Origin of the sequence: Streptomyces sp. NPDC085937 (assembly GCF_044540535.1) — a bacterium.
Lineage (GTDB): Bacteria > Actinomycetota > Actinomycetes > Streptomycetales > Streptomycetaceae > Streptomyces.
Genome location: NZ_JBITSH010000002.1, coordinates 55290 through 72808, shown reverse-complemented (window position 1 = coordinate 72808; position 17519 = coordinate 55290). Strand labels below are relative to the sequence as shown.

Annotated in this window: 12 protein-coding genes and 1 tRNA gene; 1 reads left to right on the top strand and 12 read right to left on the bottom strand. The window is 73.5% G+C overall.

All coding sequences use genetic code 11. The features are described from left to right. Window positions 1-9 precede the first annotated feature (9 nt). The 4 genes from ACIF8S_RS03815 to ACIF8S_RS03800 form a co-directional block, all read right to left on the bottom strand. A complete protein-coding gene (locus ACIF8S_RS03815; RefSeq protein WP_399997132.1) occupies window positions 10-801 on the bottom strand; it encodes a S16 family serine protease in 792 nt (263 codons plus the stop codon). Between the two features lie 91 nt (window positions 802-892). Beyond that, window positions 893-1534 carry an IclR family transcriptional regulator gene (locus ACIF8S_RS03810; protein ID WP_215215314.1) on the bottom strand — a complete coding sequence of 214 codons (642 nt, stop codon included), beginning with the start codon at window positions 1532-1534 and terminating at the stop codon, window positions 893-895. Window positions 1535-1881: 347 nt separating this feature from the next. Continuing rightward, window positions 1882-3675: a DEAD/DEAH box helicase gene (locus ACIF8S_RS03805; protein ID WP_399997130.1), complete on the bottom strand. Its 1794-nt coding sequence runs from the start codon at window positions 3673-3675 to the stop codon at window positions 1882-1884. Between the two features lie 273 nt (window positions 3676-3948). Beyond that, on the bottom strand, window positions 3949-5424 hold the full coding sequence (locus tag ACIF8S_RS03800) for an MFS transporter (RefSeq protein ID WP_399997128.1): 1476 nt from the start codon (window positions 5422-5424) through the stop codon (window positions 3949-3951). Between the two features lie 221 nt (window positions 5425-5645). Here ACIF8S_RS03800 and ACIF8S_RS03795 point away from each other — a divergent pair. Continuing rightward, a tRNA-OTHER gene (locus ACIF8S_RS03795) sits at window positions 5646-5743 on the top strand. Between the two features lie 77 nt (window positions 5744-5820). Here ACIF8S_RS03795 and ACIF8S_RS03790 read toward each other — a convergent pair. From ACIF8S_RS03790 to ACIF8S_RS03755, 8 genes are all read right to left on the bottom strand, one after another. Further along, window positions 5821-6996 (bottom strand): SUKH-4 family immunity protein, encoded by a 1176-nt coding sequence (locus ACIF8S_RS03790; RefSeq protein WP_399997127.1) that lies wholly within the window; start codon window positions 6994-6996, stop codon window positions 5821-5823. Between the two features lie 228 nt (window positions 6997-7224). Continuing rightward, window positions 7225-9534: a xanthine dehydrogenase family protein molybdopterin-binding subunit gene (locus tag ACIF8S_RS03785; RefSeq protein ID WP_399997126.1), complete on the bottom strand. Its 2310-nt coding sequence runs from the start codon at window positions 9532-9534 to the stop codon at window positions 7225-7227. Continuing rightward, window positions 9531-11435: a 2Fe-2S iron-sulfur cluster-binding protein gene (locus ACIF8S_RS03780; RefSeq protein WP_399997125.1), complete on the bottom strand. Its 1905-nt coding sequence runs from the start codon at window positions 11433-11435 to the stop codon at window positions 9531-9533. The genes ACIF8S_RS03785 and ACIF8S_RS03780 overlap by 4 nt, the downstream gene beginning before the upstream one ends. After that, window positions 11432-12325: an FAD binding domain-containing protein gene (locus tag ACIF8S_RS03775; RefSeq protein WP_399997123.1), complete on the bottom strand. Its 894-nt coding sequence runs from the start codon at window positions 12323-12325 to the stop codon at window positions 11432-11434. The genes ACIF8S_RS03780 and ACIF8S_RS03775 overlap by 4 nt, the downstream gene beginning before the upstream one ends. Window positions 12326-12651: 326 nt before the next feature. Beyond that, on the bottom strand, window positions 12652-14295 hold the full coding sequence (locus tag ACIF8S_RS03770; RefSeq protein WP_399997122.1) for a beta-N-acetylhexosaminidase: 1644 nt from the start codon (window positions 14293-14295) through the stop codon (window positions 12652-12654). A 4-nt stretch (window positions 14296-14299) separates the two neighbouring features. Continuing rightward, window positions 14300-15145: a carbohydrate ABC transporter permease gene (locus tag ACIF8S_RS03765; RefSeq protein ID WP_399997120.1), complete on the bottom strand. Its 846-nt coding sequence runs from the start codon at window positions 15143-15145 to the stop codon at window positions 14300-14302. A 29-nt stretch (window positions 15146-15174) separates the two neighbouring features. Continuing rightward, a complete protein-coding gene (locus tag ACIF8S_RS03760) occupies window positions 15175-16164 on the bottom strand; it encodes a carbohydrate ABC transporter permease (RefSeq protein ID WP_399997119.1) in 990 nt (329 codons plus the stop codon). Then, window positions 16161-17453 (bottom strand): extracellular solute-binding protein, encoded by a 1293-nt coding sequence (locus ACIF8S_RS03755; RefSeq protein ID WP_399997117.1) that lies wholly within the window; start codon window positions 17451-17453, stop codon window positions 16161-16163. The genes ACIF8S_RS03760 and ACIF8S_RS03755 overlap by 4 nt, the downstream gene beginning before the upstream one ends. Window positions 17454-17519: the final 66 nt, after the last annotated feature.

The window sequence follows — 17519 nt, the reverse complement described above, 5'->3', positions numbered from 1 at the left end:
GCGGCCGCGTCAGCAGCTCGGGACCCTGCCGGTGCCCTTCTCCAGCGCGACCAGCGCGTCGACCGCGCCCTCGAGGGTAGTGACGGGGACCAGCCGCAGGCCCTCGGGCAGCTCCGACCGCGCCTCGGAGCACTCGTCCTTCGGGACCAGGAAGACGGTGGCGCCGTCCCGCCGGGCGGCCTGCGTCTTCAGCGGCACACCGCCGACCGCGCCGACCCTGCCCGCCGCGTCGATGGTGCCGGTGCCCGCGATCACCCGGCCGCCGGTGAGGTCGCCGCCGCTGCCGTCGCCGTCCAGCTTGTCGACGATGCCGAGCGAGAACAGCAGTCCGGCGCTGGGGCCACCGACGTCGGCGAGCTTCAGGGTGACGTCGATGCCCTCGTTCTGCCGGCCCAGGAACGTCAGCGCGGCCCGGGTGGCCTCGTCCTGGGACTCCTCCATCTGCTTCTGGTTGAACTTCTCGATCTCCTTGACGTCGTCCCCGCTCGGGTAAACGGCGTCACGGGGCATGACCGCCTCGTCGCTGCTGAACCAGCTGTCGATCACCTGGGGGAGGTTCACCCGGGTGTCCGGCGAGGTCGCCTCGATCGTCGTCATCCGCAGCTGCCCGGTGGTCTTCCGCACGGGTGCGCCGGAGATCGTGATGACCTGCTGCCCCTTGTTGTCGCCAAGCACGTCGGCCGTCAGCCCGGGCTGCGCCACGGAGAAGGGCAGCGGCGCGAGCACGGCGGTGGCCAGCAGCGCTACGGCCGGGGCGGCGCAGACGGCCAGGGTTTGGGGACGCGTGAGGCGAGAGAGCACGGAGCCAATCTAACGCGACGGGGGACACGCCCCGCCGGGGTGCCCGCGGGGCCGCTCACGGAAGCCGGCGCGGCTGGGCCGCGCCCGCGGATCAGCGCAGGGCCTCCGCGACCTCCCGGGCGGCCTCCATCACACGGGCGCCGACCCGCTCCGGTACGACGTCCGCCAGCATGACCACGCCCACGCTGCCCTCGACGCCCGTCACTCCCACCAGCGGCGCGGCGGCCCCGCACGCGCCGGCCTCCAGCTCGCCCTGCGTCAGCGTGTAGCCGGGGTCGCCGGGTGTCTTCCGCCGGGCGGCGAGTATCGCCTTGCCCGCGGCCCCGCGGTCCAGGGGGTGGCGGAAGCCCGCCCGGTACGCCACGTGGTAGTCCGTCCACGACGGCTCCACCACCGCGACCGCCAGGGCCTCGGCGCCGTCGACCAGGGTCAGGTGGGCGGTCGCGCCGATGTCGTCCGCCAACGACCGCAGCGCCGGCATCGCCGCCTCCCGCACCAGCGGGTGCACCTGCCGTCCCAGCCGCAGCACGCCCAGCCCGACGCGGGCCCGTCCGCCGAGGTCGCGGCGGACCAGTGCGTGCTGCTCCAGCGTCGCCAGCAACCGGTACACCACGGTCCGGTTGACGCCCAGTTTGTGGGAAAGCTCGGTGACGGTCAGCCCGTGATCGGTGTCGGCGAGCAGCTTCAGAACCCGTAGGCCCCTGTCGAGCGTCTGAGAGGTCTCCGCGGTCACGACGCCCACTCCTTCAGTGGTGAGGTCGACGGCCCCCTCGCGCGGATACGTCACCGAGTCCCGTCGGTCACGCGCGTCAGAGGCCGCCGATCGGCCGGCGGCCCGGTCGGCTCCCGGGCACTGTCGCTTCACGGCTGCGCTCCGCGGCGGCGCTGCCACGGGGCGTGTGCGTAGCCGGACAGTAGCGAGCCGGTTCGCTGAGCGGAAGTCTCCGTCCAGAATCCGGTCACCACTTCAACAAAGTGGTCACTTTTGTCCCGGAACGCACGCCGGTTGACCGGTACCCCACGCGGACCGACCGACGGTGTGCGCCGGTTGACGGCCCTCCCGGAGGACGGAAGGGCGCCTCAGCGCATGCGGGTGGCCCACTCCTGCACCTTGGCGATCCGCTGGCGCAGCTGCCCCGCGGTCGCCTCGGCGGACGGCGGGCCGCCGCACACCCGGCGCAGTTCGGTGTGGACGACACCGTGCGGCTTGCCGCTCTGGTGGACGTACGCGCCGACCAGGGAGTTGAGCTTCTTGCGCAGCTCCATCATCTCCTTGTGGGAGACCACGGGCCGCCGCTCGGCGGGCAGTTCGAGGAGGTCGGCCTCCTCGGCCGGCTTCTTCTTGCTGTGCGCGATCTGCCGGGCCTGCCGCTTCTGGAGCAGCAGCTGCACCTGGTCGGGCTCCAGCAGGCCCGGGATGCCGAGGTAGTCCTGCTCCTCCTCGCTGCCGGGGTGCGCCTGCATGCCGAACTCGGCGCCGTTGTACATGACCCGGTCGAAGACGGCGTCGGACTCCAGCGCCTCGAAGGGGAGCATGTCCTGCTCGCCGGTGTCCTCGTCCTGCTCCCGGTTCGCCTCCTCCATCTCCTTCTCGGACTCGGCGTACGGGTCCTCCTCGCCCCCCTTCTTGGGCTTGTCGAGGACGTGGTCGCGCTCGCGCTCCATCTCGTTGGCGAAGGAGAGGAGGTCCGGCACGGTCGGCAGGAACACCGACGCGGTCTCGCCACGCCGCCTGGACCGCACGAAACGGCCGACGGCCTGGGCGAAGAACAGCGGGGTGGAGATGGTCGTGGCGTACACGCCGACCGCGAGACGGGGCACGTCGACGCCCTCGGACACCATGCGGACAGCGACCATCCAGCGGTCGTCGCTCCGGCTGAAGTCGTCGATCCGCTGGGACGCGCCGCTGTCGTCGGAGAGGACGAGCGTCGCCCTGTGCCCGGTGATGTCCCGGATCAGCTTGGCGTAGGCGCGGGCGGACTCCTGGTCGGAGGCGATGACGAGGGCGCCGGCGTCCGGGATGGCCTTGCGCACCTCGGTGAGCCGCTGGTCCGCCGCGCGCAGCACGGACGGCATCCACTCGCCGCGCGGGTCGAGGGCGGTGCGCCAGGCCTGGCTGATCGCGTCCTTGGTCATGGGCTCGCCGAGCCGGGCGGCGATCTCGTCGCCGGCCTTGGTGCGCCAGCGCATGTTGCCGCTGTACGACATGAAGATCACGGGCCGCACGACGTTGTCGGCGAGCGCGGAGCCGTACCCGTAGGTGTAGTCGGCGGACGACCGGCGGATCCCGTCGTCGCCCTCCTCGTACGTCACGAACGGGATGGGGTTGGTGTCCGAGCGGAACGGCGTACCGGTCAGCGCGAGCCGGCGGGTGGCCGGCTCGAACGCCTCCAGGCACGCCTCGCCCCACGACTTGGAGTCGCCGGCGTGATGGATCTCGTCGAGGATGACGAGCGTCTTGCGCTGCTCGACGCGGTTGCGGTGCAGCATGGGGCGCACGCCGACACCGGCGTACGTGACGGCGACGCCGTCGTACTCCCGGCCGAGGGGGCCCGCGCTGTACTCCGGGTCGAGCTTGATGCCTATCCGCGCGGCGGCCTCGGCCCACTGCTTCTTCAGGTGCTCGGTGGGCGCGACGACGGTCACCTGCTGCACGACGTGGTGGTGCAGCAGCCAGGACGCCAGCGTCAGCGCGAACGTGGTCTTGCCGGCGCCGGGGGTGGCGACCGCGAGGAAGTCACGGGGCTGAGCCTGGATGTACTTGTCCATCGCCCCCTGCTGCCAGGCGCGCAGCTTGCCGGCGGTGCCCCAGGGGGCACGTCCGGGGAAGGCCGGGGACAGGTGGTGCGAGGCGGTGCCGGCGGTGGTAGTCACGATCTCCGGGAGGGGGGTCGGGCGGCTCAGGTGCGTGGGACGACCGGGCCACCCTACCGATGGCCCGGTGGTGCACACGCCGCTTGAGGCCCGCGTCGCCCGAGGGTGGGACCCACGTCACAGCCGCCGCAGCCGCCCTCGATCTCCCCCACGTCCCCCTCCACCCCGGAAGCCACGTCGACGACCAGCCCGTACGCGGCGTCCTGGTCCACGCCCGTTTACCCGGTCCTCGTAGGCCGGTGCACGCGATGACTACGGTCCGCGACCGGACGCTCACGAGTTCCGCACGGGCTGCTTCCCGTCCGGCCGTACCCGGGTCGCCACCCAGACGCCCACCAGGGCCACCGCCGCCATCGGCAGGAAGACCGCGGCGAAGGCGGCCGGGTGGGAGCCGGTGGCCTGGGTCGCCGCGTGGCTGACGGTGCCCCCGCCCAGGGCGGCGAAGGCGGCGCCGCCGACCGCCAGCAGGAGGACGTTGGACAGGCCGTCGGAGATCTGCAGGGCGGCGGAGTTGGTGCCGGCCTCCTCGGGGGCGGAGAGCTGGAGCAGCAGGACGCTGGTGGAGGAGATCACCAGGCCCATGCCGAAGCAGCCGAAGGCCCAGGCGACCGCCAGCGTCCAGGCGGGCACGGCGTGGATCAGCACGCTCGGCGCCGCAGCGACGGCGAAGGCGACCAGCAGCATCCCGAGGGTCATCAGCCGTTCCCGGTGCGGCTCCAGCCGGGGCCGGGACTGCACCCAGGAGCCCAGCGCCCAGGTGCCGCCGCCCGCCGCGAGGGAGAAGCCGGCCATCGTGGGGCTGAGTCCGCGCTGGGTGACCAGCATCAGCGGCACGAAGGACTCCGCCGCGATGAACGACCCGGCGGCGACACCGCGCAGCAGCACCACGGAGGGCAGGCCGCGCGCCGCCCGCCAGGTGCCGTGCGGGAGCAGGCCGAGGACGGCCGGGACCAGCAGGGCCACGCCCAGCGCGCCCGGCAGCAGCGACAGCCAGCGCAGGTCCTGGGCGGCGTACTGGAGCAGGCCGGCGCCGAAGGAGATGGCGAGGGCCAGCCGGATGCGGCGGCCGTCGAAGGAGACAGGCGTCTCCTTGTCCTCCCCGACCGGGCCGGCCGCGAGGCGCCGTATCTGGGGCAGCGCGAGGGCCAGCGGGAGCGTGACGAGCACCGGTATGCCGAGGAAGACCCAGCGCCAGCCGAGGTGCTCGGTCACCGCGCCGGACGCGAGCGGGCCGACGATGGAGGGGACGACCCAGCTGGCCGCGAACGCCGCCATGATCGCCGGCCGCAGCCGCTCCGGGTAGGCGCGCCCCACGACGACGTACAGCGCGACGATCACCAGGCCGCCGCCGAGGCCCTGCACGGCCCGCCCGAGGATGAACATCCACATCGCGCCCGCGGTCCCGGCGAGCAGCAGGCCGGCCGCGAACGAGGCGATGCCCCAGGTCAGCGGCGCGAGCGGGCCTCGCCGGTCGGACCACTGGCCGGACAGCACCATGCCGAAGAGGCTGGTGGTGAAGTATCCCGAGAACGCGAACGCGTAGAGCGAGACCCCGTCCAGCTCGCGCGCGGCGACCGGCATGGCGGTGCCCACGGCGGTCGCCTCGAAGGCGATCAGCAGCACCACGGAGACGACCCCGATGCTCAGCGCGCGGTAGGTACGGCTGAGGACGGTGTCGTCGGGGGCGAGGGCCGGGGCGGCACCTGCGGGCTCGGCGACACCGGTGTCGCGGGGGTTCGGGGTGGTCATGCCCGCCAGAGTAAGGTCCACGCCCCGCTTTGACCCCTGTCGGGGGTCGGTAACCGGACCGGGACGTTGGTCGTAGGCCCTCGCCGCCGAGTGTGAACGGCACATGGCAGTCGCGTTGCACGCCCCGGAGTTCCCTTGAGCGCCGTTCGCGGCCCCCCGTACGGTCGCTGTACCGGTTCGGGACGGCGAGGCGCCGCACGGCACCTCTCCCCCACCGACACGGCCGTGTGCCCGAGTGGCTCAGGGACTCGCCTGCGCCGCATCCATCAGCGAGCTCCGCTCGCGGGGAGTTACGCGGGTTCGATTCCCGCCACGGCCTCCCCCAGAGCGGGGCGCATCACCAAGCGCCCCGCCCTTCGACGTGCGCGCCCAGCGCCCTCACCGGGCGGTGCCGTGTCACAGCACCCCGCCCGCCTCGTCCTGGAAGAGGCGGGTCCAGTAGTGCCAGTCCGTGTCGGGGGTGGTGCCCGTCGGGTCGACGGAGGCGAGGACCTGGATCATCGTCAGCGCCAGCTGGTCGTACGCGTCGCTGGTGAGCGCGTGGCCCGCATCCTCGTCGAGGGAGCGCTCCCGGTGCAGCAGCCACAGCGTGAAGGCGAGCGTGGAGATGTCCGTGTTCAGCGGGCGCAGCACCGCCTCGGCCTCGCTCCAGCTGAGCACCGCGCCCGTCGCGCCGTCGACGATCAGGCTGTGGTCGTCGACCAGGTGACCGACGCGGATCAGCCGGTCGGCGTAGGCCGGGAGGAGACCCGGCGGGATGCCGCCGCCGCAGTCGTCGGCGTCGTACTCCGCGAGGGTGCGCAGCGGCTGGTCGGTGTCCAAGGAGAACAGGAAGCCGTCCTCGGGCAGGCCCGTCTCGCGCAGGAAGCGGCGGGTCGGCTCGTGCGTGAGCGTCGAGGGGAAGTCGACCTCCTCGAAGCGGACCACACCGCCCCGGCCGAACTCCTCGTCCAGCAGGCGCAGGGGCAGGTCCAGGGCGAGGCCCGACGAGGTGCCGGGGCCCGCGACGAGGGCGAGCGGGCGGATCAGCGCGGCCATCCGCCAGAACGGCGCCGGCTCGCCGTCCGCGCCCTCCTCGAACACCGCGAGCAGCTGCCGCGAGGCCTCCGCGACCGCCTTGGTGCCGTAGCGGCCGGCGTACGCGGCGAACTGGCCACGCAGCCCGGCCAGTTCGTCCGTGGCCGCGGCGAAGCGGACCAGGGTCGGCAGGGACGGGGCGAGCGGACGGCAGTCCATGAGGTCGGGCCGGTCGTGCACGTACGTCGTGGAGACCTCCCCGGTCGCGCCGTCGAGCAGCACCGACTCCGTCTCCAGGCCCGCCGGGGCGAGCAGTTCGCCGATGACGAGCTGGTCCCGCAGCGCGGGCGGCAGCCGGTCGGCGGCGCCCGTCACCTCGGCGACCGTGTGCGGTCCGCCGTGCCGGCCCAGCTCGGCGAAGCGGAACAGGCCGCTGTCGCAGGGCAGTCCGGGGCCGGTCAGCCAGCTCCGCGTGGAGGCGTGCGTGACCTGGGGACCGAGGTCGTCCTCGGTGAGTGTGATCGCCCTCGCGACAACGGTGTCGGTCATGCTCATGATTCCCCCGCGATACGTGTGCTCGGTCCCGGGCCCGCGAACGTCCCGCCCCGGGCAGGACGGCCCGCGCCCCGCCGGACCCACGGCCGTCCCCCACTGCTTCCGCAGACTACGCGGCGCCACTGACAACGCCTCAGAACCGCGGGGCGCGGCCGGCGCCCTGTCTCTCAAGACGCGCGAGAGGCCACTGGCGTTGCCCTGACGGGGCGATCGCCTCGCGGAAACCGCTCAGTTCGCGGTGACCACGGCGGCCTGCGGGCGGATCGGCAGCCGGTTGACCGGTCGGCCGGTGGCGGCGCGCACCGCCGAGGCGATGGCGGCCGGCGAGGTCACCACCGGCACCGCGCTGACCGACTTCGCGCCGAACGGCGCGACCACGTCCCGCTCCTCGACCAGCTTCACGATCCGGATGTCGGGCGCGTCCAGCGCCGTCGGCAGGGCGTACCCGGTGAGGTCGGGGTGGCGGATCAGGCCGCGCGGCGTGCGCAGGTTCTCGGTGAGCGCGGCACCCAGGCCCTGGGTCACGCCCGCCTCGATCCGCGCCGCCAGCTGCGCCGGGTTGAGCACCCGGCCCACGTCCTGGGCGACCGCCAGTTCCACGACCCGTACCGAGCCGAGCTCGATGTCGACGTCGACGACCGCGCGGATCGCGCAGAAGGAGATGCCGACGAAGGCGTCGCCCTGCCCGGACTCGTCCAGCGGCTCGGTGGGGTGCGGGCGGCACTGGGCGGTGGCCCACAGCTCCTTGCCGTCCAGCGCCTCGGTGACGGTCGTGGACAGCACGCCGTCGTACGAGGTGATCTTGCCGTCGGTGATCTGGAGCAGCTCGGTGGACATGCCGAACTGGTGCGCCAGGGGCTGGAGGAGCTGGGTGCGGACCATCTTGGCCGCACGCTCCACCGCCCCGCCGGACACCCAGGTGTGCCGGCCCCGGCAGCCCGCCCCGGCCGGGGGCTGGTCGGTGTCCACGGGCACCACGTGCACCTCGTCGATGCCGAGGGTCTCCTGGACGATCTGCCGGGCCAGGGTGGTGAAGCCCTGCCCCGTCTCCACGGCCGCGCACAACACGGTCGCCACGCCGTCCTGGACGCGCACGGTGGCCGTGGACACCTCGTCGGCGCCCTCCGCGCCCAGCATGTGCACCATGCCCAGGCCGTAGCCGACGCCGCGGCGGACCGCGCCCGGTTCGCCCGCGCCCTCGGGGCCGCCGGGCAGCAGCCACTCGTCCTCGGGGGTGTCCTTGGGCAGCGGCGGCAGCGGGAACTCCCGCACCGCCTCCAGCAGTTCGGCGACCGGTGCGGGGCAGGTCACGGTCTGGCCGGTGGGCAGCAGGTCGCCGGTGGCCATCACGTTGCGCAGCCGTACCTCGGCCGGGTCCAGGCCCAGCTTCTTCGCCAGCTTGTCCATCTGCGCCTCGTACGCGGCGCACACCTGCATCGCGCCCTCGCCGCGCACATGGCCGGAGGGCGGGTTGTTGGTGCGCACCGCCCAGCCCTCGATGAAGGCGTGCGGGACGACGTACGGGCCGCACGCGAAGGCGACGGCGGCGGCCAGGGCGTCGGAGGAGGTGCCGGCGTAGGCGCCCGCGTCGAGCAGGATCTGCGCCTCGACCTTGACCAGCTTGCCCTCGGCGTCGGCGTGGTGGCGGTAGCGCAGCAGGGTGGGGTGGCGGTGGGTGTGGCCGAGGAAGGACTCCTCGCGGGTGGCGGCGAGCTTCACCGGGCACCCGGTCTTCAGCGCGAGCAGGCCGAGGGGGAGCTGGAAGCTCTGGTCCTCGCGGTCGGCGGTGGCGCCGGGCACCCCGGTGACGACGATCTTGACCTGGTCCTGCTGGAGGCCGAAGGCGGCGGCCGCGGTGTCCCGGTCGCCGTGCGGGTCGGTGGACGCCAGGTACAGCTCGACCCCGCCGTCCGGGCGGGGCACGGCGAGTCCGGCCTCGGCTCCTATGGGGGCGGGGTCCTGGCGGCCGATGCGGTACAGGCCCTCGACGACGACCTCGCCGGCCGCCTCGGGGTCGCCGTGGCGCAGCGGGATGTGCCGGATCAGGTTGCCGTCGGGGTGCAGCGGCTCGGCCTCGAAGGCCTGCTCGGGGTCGGTCACCGGGTCGAGCACCTCGTACTCGACGATGACCGCGGCGGCGGCCATCCGCGCGGTGTCGGGGTGGTCGGCGGCGACGGCGGCCAGCGGTTCGCCGTGGTGGCGTACGACCTCGGAGGCGAAGACCGGGCGGTCGGCGGTGCCGCGGCCGAGCACCGCGGTGCCGGGGACGTCCTCGTGGGTGACGACCGCGCGGACGCCCGGCATCTCGCGCGCGTGCGTGGTGTCGATCGACTTGACGCGCGCGTGCGGGTGCGGCGAGCGCAGCACGGCGGCCCACAGCAGCCCCTCGGCCCACAGGTCGGCGGCGTAGGGGAAGGTGCCCTCGGTCTTGGCGCGGGCGTCGGCGGCCGGGAGGGAGGTGCCGAGTCCGCGCGGGAGGGCCTCCTGCTCGGCGGCCTCCGTCCCGGCGGCCTGCGCGGTGGCGGTCTCGTTGCTCACGCCTGGCCTCCGTCCTGGCCGTAGGACTGGTCGTGCGGTCCGGGGACGCCGAACGCCGAGGGGTTCACCCCGCCGGCGCCGGGGCCCGCCTGGTGCGGGATGCGCGGGGTGTCGTCGCCGTCGTCCGCGGCGTCCGCGGCGAACTCGGCCTGCGCCTCCGCCTGCGCCTCGCGTCCGGCGACGACCTCTTTGACGGCGTCGACCACACCCCGGTAGCCGGAGCACCGGCACAGGTTGCCGCACAGGGCCTGCCGGGTCTCCAGCTCGGTGGGGGCGGGGTTGCCCTCCAGCAGGTCGTGCACGGTCATCGCGATGCCGGGGACGCAGAAGCCGCACTGCACGGCGCCGCACCGGGCGAGGGCGCGCTGCACGTCCGAGGGGCGGCCGTCCTGGGCCAGTCCCTCGACGGTGCGGACCTCGCTGCCCGCCGCGGTGACGGCGGGGACCAGGCAGGACGCGACGAGCCGGCCGTCGACCTGCACGTTGCAGGCGCCGCACTCGCCCTGCGAGCAGCCGTCCTTGGCGCCGGCCAGGCCGAGCCGCTCGCGCAGCACGTAGAGCAGCGACTCGCCGATCCAGGCGTCGGTGACGGGCCGGTCGGTGCCGTTGACGCGGAGCACGTAGGAGGCGAGGGGGTGGTCCTCGTGGGGTGCCACGAGGATGTCGGGGCCGTCCGCGCCGTCGGCGCCCTGCTCCCCCGCCGGGGCGTCCGGTCCGCCCGAACGGCCGTCGGCGGGTGCGGTGTCCGGGCCGGCGGAGGCGCCGTCGCCGGAACCCGGCCGCGTGCCTTCGTCGGCGGAGGCCGCCGAGGGGCGCTCCGCGGGCTCGGGAGCCGCCTGGGCCTCCCCGGCGTCGGTCCCGGTCCCGTGCGCCCCGGACGCGGGCTCAGCGCCGCCCTGGGGGGCGGAGTCCGGGTGCTCGGACGGGTGGCCGTCGGCGGGTCCGTCGGCGGGTCCGTCGCCGGGCTGCCAGGGCTGCTCGTGGTGGTCCGGGCGCTCCTCGGCGGGCAGCGGCCGGGACGCCTCGCCCGGACGCGGACCGCCGTGCGCGGGCGCGTCCGTGGCGGCGGGGTCGTACGCGGACGGGTCGGCGGCGCGCGGCTGCCCCTCCTCGGGGCCCTCCTCGCGTGCGGGACCGCCGCGGTGGCCGCCGGCGTACGCCTGCTCGTCGTGGACGGCACCGCCGTCGGGGCGGCCGTGCTGCCGTGCGGCCGGGTCCCGGGGCTCGTGGGCCGGCCCGTGCTCGCCGCCCTGCGGCTGGTGGCCGGCGTCGTGCCGGTCGTGGTCCTGGGGGACGCCCGGTACGCCGGGGCCCCACGGCCTGCCGATCGACTGCGTGTCGGCCCAGGGGGCCGGGGCGCCGCCCGGGAGGGTCGCGGGAGGGGTGCTGCCCCACTGCTCGACCAGGGACGACGCGGTGAACTCGCCGGACTCGTCCGGCAGGTCGCCGCCCGCCACGGGGATCGACCACTGCCCGGTGGCGTTCTGCCCCGGTGCCGGGTCCTGTCCCGGCGCGTGCTGCGGCGCGGCGGCGGTCTCGTCGTAGGTCCACCGGCCGGTGGCGCCGGGGTCGTAGCTGAAGCGGTCCGCCGCCTGCTCCGGCTGTCCGGACTGCGGGTCGTGCCACTGGGCCCCGTCGACGGGCGCGCCGGGCACCGCCCAGGAGCCGGTCGCCGCCGGGTCGGTGCCCGCGGTGGTCGCGGGCGTGACCGTTATCTGCGGCGGCACGTAGCCGTGTCCGGGAGCGGCGAGGGGGCTCTCCATGGCGTCCAGCAGGGCGTCGATGCCGCCCTCCGGGAGGTTCACGAAGGCCGTGGCCCCGTCGTCGTAGTCGCCCTGCGGCAACGGGTCCCAGCGGCTGCCGCCCGGAGGCGTGCCCTGTCCGTGCTGGTCGTCGGTCACGACAACGCCCTCCCCAGTGCTCGTCGGGCCAGCGCGGCGACGGTGCGCCGCAGGTGCAGTACCGCGGGCGGCAGTGGTGGGACGGCGCCGTCCTCGCCGGGGGCGGCGTCGGGGATGCAGGCCGCGGCGACGTACTCCCCGAACGCGGTCAGTGCCTCGGGCACGATCGCGCGGTTGTTGTCCCAGTCGATGAGCTGCGCGACCCACTGCTCGGCCTCCAGGGGCCGCAGCGGCATCGGCGCGATGGCGCCCACCGCGCAGCGCACCCCGCGCCGGGCGGGGTCGAGCACGAGGGCGACGGAGGCGACCGCGCGGCCGGGGCCGGTGCGTCCGGTCGCCTTCAGGAAGACCTGGGGGGCGTGCAGCAGGGGGACGCGCACGTAGCCGATGAGTTCGCCGGGGCGCAGCAGGTCCATGCCGGCCAGCAGGTGGGACACCGGGACCTCGCGGCGGGCGCCGGCCGGGCCCGCGACGACCAGCGTCGCCTCCAGGGCGGCCAGCACGGGCAGCGCGTCGCCGGTGGGGGCGGCGGAGGCGATGTTGCCGCCGAGGGTGCCGGCGTTGCGGATGTGCGGGGGCCCGGCGGCCCGCGCGGCGGCGGCGAGCGCCGGGATGAGGGCGGCGAAGTCGGGGCGGCCCATGCGCGCGTGGGTGAGGCCGGCGCCGAGCAGCGCGTGTCCGTCGAGGTACTGCCAGCCGCGGATCTCGCTGATCTTGCCGAGGCCGACCAGCGCGGCGGGCCTGAGCTGCCCGGAGTTGACGGCGGCCATCAGGTCGGTGCCGCCCGCGACGGGCACGGCGGCGGGCATGGCGGTGAGCGCCGCCACGGCGTCGTCCAGCGTCGTGGGCAGCGTCACGGCCTGCGCCGCCTGCGGTGCGTGCGTGCTCAAAACCGGCTGCCCCTTCCCGCTGCCCCACCTGGTCCCGCCCGTGCGCCGTACGGTACGTGCTGACAGGGCGGACGTGGCAACTCTGGCACATCTTGGCAGGTGCCGAAGACGGGGGTCCGCTAGGAGGCATTCGCCCGGCTGGAACCGCACCTGACCGATTCCGTCCCGAGATCACCGCTGCGCCGTGGAATCACAGCCTTCGGAAGCCCTTGTTCCGTTATCGGCCGACCTGTTCGGCCCGCAGCGAACGCCCGGGGCACGGGTCGTCCCCCGGGGCAGGAGAGCCCCGGGGGACGACCCGTGAGGTGGCGCCGCGGCACCGCCCCTCACACGACCGGGGGCGCTCCCTCGATCGGGCGGCCCAGCACGCCCGGGCGGCGTTGCCACGGGTGGGGCCCGGTGGGCGGGCGGTAGGCGACGCCGAGGGCGTCCAGGCGCCGGTAGTGGGCGGTCATCCGCCGCTCGAAGCCGGCGAAGTCCCGCTCGGCCGGCGCCGGAAGCTCGCTCCACGCGACCTCGCACAGCGCGGCGAGCCGCGGGAACACCTGGTAGTCGACGCGCCCCTGGTCCTCCATCACCTCGGTCCACACGTTCGCCTGGGTGCCCAGCACCCGCGCCCGCTCCCCCGGCGTCAGCTCCGCCGGGACGGGTTCGAAGCGGTAGACGTCCTCCAGGGTGCGCACGTAGCCGATCGGCACCGGCTCGTCGGGGCCCGCGTCCTGACGGTGGTCCAGGTAGACCTGCTGCTCGGGGCACACGACCACGTCGTGCCCGGCGCGGGCGGCGGCGACCCCGCCCGCGTAGCCGCGCCAGGACGACACGGCCGCGCCCGGTGCCAGTCCGCCCTCCAGGATCTCGTCCCAGCCGATCAGCCGGCGCCCGCGCTCGGCGAGCCAGCCGTCGAAGTGCCCGATGAACCAGGACTGCAGGGCGTCCTCGTCCGCTAGCCCGAGTGACGTGATCCGCTCGCGCGCGGTGGCCGAGGCGCGCCACTGGTCCTTGACGCATTCGTCGCCACCGATGTGCACGAACGGCGAGAACGGCCCGGCGTCGGCGGGGAACAGTTCCAGGACTTCCTCCAGCACCCCTTCGTAGAAGCGCAGGGTGTCCTCGGTGGGGGCGAGGACGTTCTGATTGATGCCCCAGGTGTCCCAGACGGTCAGGGCCGTGGTGTCGACGACGTCGGAGTTGCCGAGTTCCGGATACGCGGCGATCGCGGCCTGCGAGTGCCCGGGCACGTCGATTTCCGGGACCACGCCGATATGGCGTTCCGCGGCGTAGGCGACGATCTCGCGGATGTCGTCCTGGGTGTAGTGACCGCCGTGCGGCCGGTCGTCCCACAGCGGCGAGGCGCGGTGGCCGATTTTGGTGCGGGCGCGCCAGGAACCGACCTCGGTGAGCTTCGGGTGGCGGCGGATCTCGATGCGCCAGCCCTGGTCGTCCGTCAGATGCAGATGAAGGACGTTGAGTTTGTGCGCGGCCATCAGATCGAGATAGCGCAGCACGCCTTCCTTCGGCATGAAGTGCCGGGCGACATCCAGCATCAGCCCGCGCCACCGGAAACGGGGCGCGTCCTCGATCGTCACGTACGGCACCGTCCACACCCGGTCGCGGCGCACGGGCGCCCTGCGGTACGCGTCGGGCCCGAGGAGCTGCCGCAGCGTCTGGGTGCCCCGGAAGACACCCGCCGCGTCACCGCCCTCGACGAGGACGCCCGCACCGTCGCTGACGAGGCGGTACTCCTCCGGGCCCAGTCCCGGGGCGAGCGCGAGACGGATGCCGTCCCCGGCACCGGAGGCCGCCGTCCCCTCCTGCCAGGGCAGCCCGGTGGCCGCCCGCAGCACGCCGCCCAGCCAGCGCCCGACACCCTCCGTGCCGGCGCCGGCGTCGAGGCGGGAGTGTTCCGTCAGGCGCACCTCGCCGGTGCCCGTGACGACGCCGCGGGGCGCCGGAATCAGTGAAGTCGGCATCACGTCAGTCCTTTACCGCGCCGCCCAGTCCGGAGACCAGACGCCGCTGTACGAGTACGAAGAAGACCAGCACCGGAATCGTCATCACCGTGGACGCCGCCATGACGCCGCCCCAGTCCGGGTCGTCGGGTTTGTAGAACACCAGCAGTGCCATCGGCAGGGTCGACTGCGAGATGTCGCTGATGATGAACGACTTGGCGAACAGGAAGTCGTTCCAGGCGGAGATGAAGGAGAACACGCTGGTGGCCACGAGACCCGGCAGAACGAGCGGGAAAAGGATCTGCCAAAGGAAACGCGCGCGGCTCGCGCCGTCGATGTACGCGGCCTCCTCCAGTGCCTCCGGAACGCCCTTCACGAACCCCCTGAGCATCCAGATCGCGAACGGCAGCGAGAAGGCGATGTGGGGCAGGATCAACGACCACAGCGTGTTCAGCTGACCGAGATCGCGCATCACGAAGAACAGCGGGATCGTCAGCGCCTCCACGGGCACCATCTGGGCCACCAGAAACATGATCAGCAGGGTGGTCCGCAAACGGAACCGGAATCGCGTCACGGCGGTCGCGGCGAGAAACGCGATGAGCGCGGAGGCGATCGCCACGGCGACCGCGACGACGACGCTGTTGAGGAAGTAACGGCCGAAATCCTGCTGCCCGAACACCCGCCGGAACGAGTCGAGCGTGGGCGCCGACGTCCAGGGACGCGGCTCGCTCGACTGGATCTCGCCGGCCGGTTTGAAGGCGCTCAGCACCATCCAGTACAGCGGGAACGCCACCACCGCGGCGACCACCAGGGCGGTCACCTCGGCCGCCGTACGCCCCGGGCGCCGGGCGAACCCGCGCACAAGATTCACTCCGGGCTCCCGGCCCCGGCCCACCAGGCTCACAGTTCCTCCCCCTGGCGGCGCAGCAGCCGCAGGTACACCAGCGTCACGGCGAGCAGGATCACCAGCATCACCACGCCGATCGCGGCGCCCAGGCTGTACTGCGAGGACGCGAACGCCTTCTGGTAGGCGTAGACGTTGAGCACCAGGTTCTGGCCCGCGATGCCGCCGCCGCCCGTCATGACGTAGATCTGTGTGAAGACCTTGAAGTCCCAGATGACCGACTGGATGGTGACCACCACCAGGATCGGCCGGAGCATCGGCGCGAGCACGGAGCGCCAGATCCGCCACTGCGAGGCCCCGTCGAGCGCCGCGGCCTCCAGCACCTCGGACGGTACGGCGCGGATGCCGGCGTAGACCGTGACCATCACGAACGGGAAGGAGCACCACACCACTTCGAGCAGCACCAGGAAGAAGGCGCTGAACCGCCCGTACGTCCAGGAGTGGTCGCCGAGGCCGAGCACCCGGTTGACCGGGCCGAAGTCGGCGTCGAAGAGGAACAGCCACACCGTGGACCCGGTGATCGCCGGGGTGGCCCAGGCGCCGAGCGCGGCCAGCATCAACGCGAGCCGCGGCACCGCCCGCACCCGGGTGAGCAGCACGGCGAGCGCGCAGCCGACGGCCAGGGTGGAGACGACACAGGCCGCCGCGAACAGCACGGTGGCCAGCAGCACCTCCCAGAACTGCCCGTCCCCGAACAGCTCGGCGTAGTTCCCGAACCCCTCGAAGGTGGTCGGCTCCCCACCACTGACCTGGGCCTGGGTGTAGTGAAAGACGGAGATCAGCCCGAGCTGGTAAATGGGATAGGCCAGCAACCCTCCGAGCACGACAAGCGCCGGCGCGAGATACAACCAAGGGGTGCGTGAACGCCCCCTCCGGGGGCGCGGGGCTGTACCGGATGTGCGGCTACCGCCGCGTGGGCGCGAGAACCCCCCACGGCCGGGAGCCCGCCGACGCTCCGAAACCCCCGCCCCGGTAGGCCGGTTCACCCGACCGACCCGAACGCGTCGTTCATCTTCTTCGCAGCATCCGCCGACGCGGTAGCCACGTCCTTCTTGCCGGACACGACCTCCTGGAACATCGTCGGCAGCACCTGCCCCGCGTCGATCTGCGCCCACGCCGGCGAAGCAGGCACGAACTTCGTGTCGGCGGCCAAGGTCGCGACGAACGGCTTCACGAAGGCCTCCTTCGCGGCCACCTGCTGCCGTACGTCGGAGAACGTCGGCAGGAAGCCCATCGCGTCGAACAGCTCGCCCTGCGCCTCCTTGGACGCGAGCCGTTGCATCAGGTCGACGGCAAGGGTCCGGTGGGAGGTGGACTTCAGCACGCCGAGGTTGTTCCCGCCGGCGAACGCGGGGGCGATCGACCCTGCCTCGACGCCCGGCAGGGGGACAACGGCGTACTTGCCCTTGACCTTGCCGGCCTCCACGGCGGCGTGGCTGAAGTCGCCGCCGATCGCCATCGCCGCCTTGCCCGCGGCGAAGGCGGTGATCGTGTCGTTGCCGGTCATCGCGGCGCACTTGGCGGCCGGGCAGTTGTCGTCGCCGAACAGCGAGGTGTACGCCTCGATGCCCTTGCGCGCGGCGGCGCCGTCGATGGCGGAGGCGTACGAGCCTCCCTTGCCGGTGGCGAGTTCGCCGCCGTGGGCCCAGATGAAGGGCATCGCGCCGTAGGTGTAGGCGCCGCCGACCGCGAGGCCGTACAGCTCGGGCCGGGCGGCGCGGATCTGCTGCGCGGTGGCGATCAGCTCGGCCTGGGTCTGCGGGACGTCCAGGCCGAGTTCGTCGAAGACGTCCGTGCGGTAGTAGAGCGCGCGGACGCCGACGAAGTAGGGGACGCCGTAGACCTTGCCGTCCACGGTGACCGACTGCCGGGCGGTCGGGTCGGTGTCCTTGGCCTCGTCCCAGGCGCCGAACTCCCGGGTGAGGTCGGCGAGTCCGCCGTCCTTCACATAGCCCGCGGTGTCGGTGTTGCCGTACTCGACGAGGTCGGGGGCGGACCCCGGATCGTTGAAGGCTGCCTTGATGCGCTGGGCGCGGGTCTCGACGGGTATGTACTCGACGGTGACCTCGGCGCCCTCGTGCGCCTTCTCGAACTCGGCGAGGACGGAGTCGACGACCTGTTCCTTGGGGGTGTTGTTGACCTCCTGGAAGAGCCAGACACGCAGGGTGCCGGTCTTCTCGTCCTTGTCGGAGGAGGAGGTGCCGGAGGTCTGAGGGGCGCAGGCGGCGGTGGCGAGGACGGCCGCTACGGCGACCATGCGGGCGGACAGCTTCATGGAGTACTCCTCCGAGCGCGTTGCAGCATATGCAATGGCGGTTTCGCTGTGCACAACTCATCGGAG

What these genes read in the sequence shown, in the direction of transcription:
- ACIF8S_RS03800 (WP_399997128.1), bottom strand. Translation starts at nt 5,424, where the DNA reads ATGACCACCCCGAACCCCCGCGACACCGGTGTCGCCGAGCCCGCAGGT.
- ACIF8S_RS03790 (WP_399997127.1), bottom strand. Translation starts at nt 6,996, where the DNA reads ATGAGCATGACCGACACCGTTGTCGCGAGGGCGATCACACTCACCGAG.
- ACIF8S_RS03770 (WP_399997122.1), bottom strand. Translation starts at nt 14,295, where the DNA reads ATGCCGACTTCACTGATTCCGGCGCCCCGCGGCGTCGTCACGGGCACC.
- ACIF8S_RS03755 (WP_399997117.1), bottom strand. Translation starts at nt 17,453, where the DNA reads ATGAAGCTGTCCGCCCGCATGGTCGCCGTAGCGGCCGTCCTCGCCACC.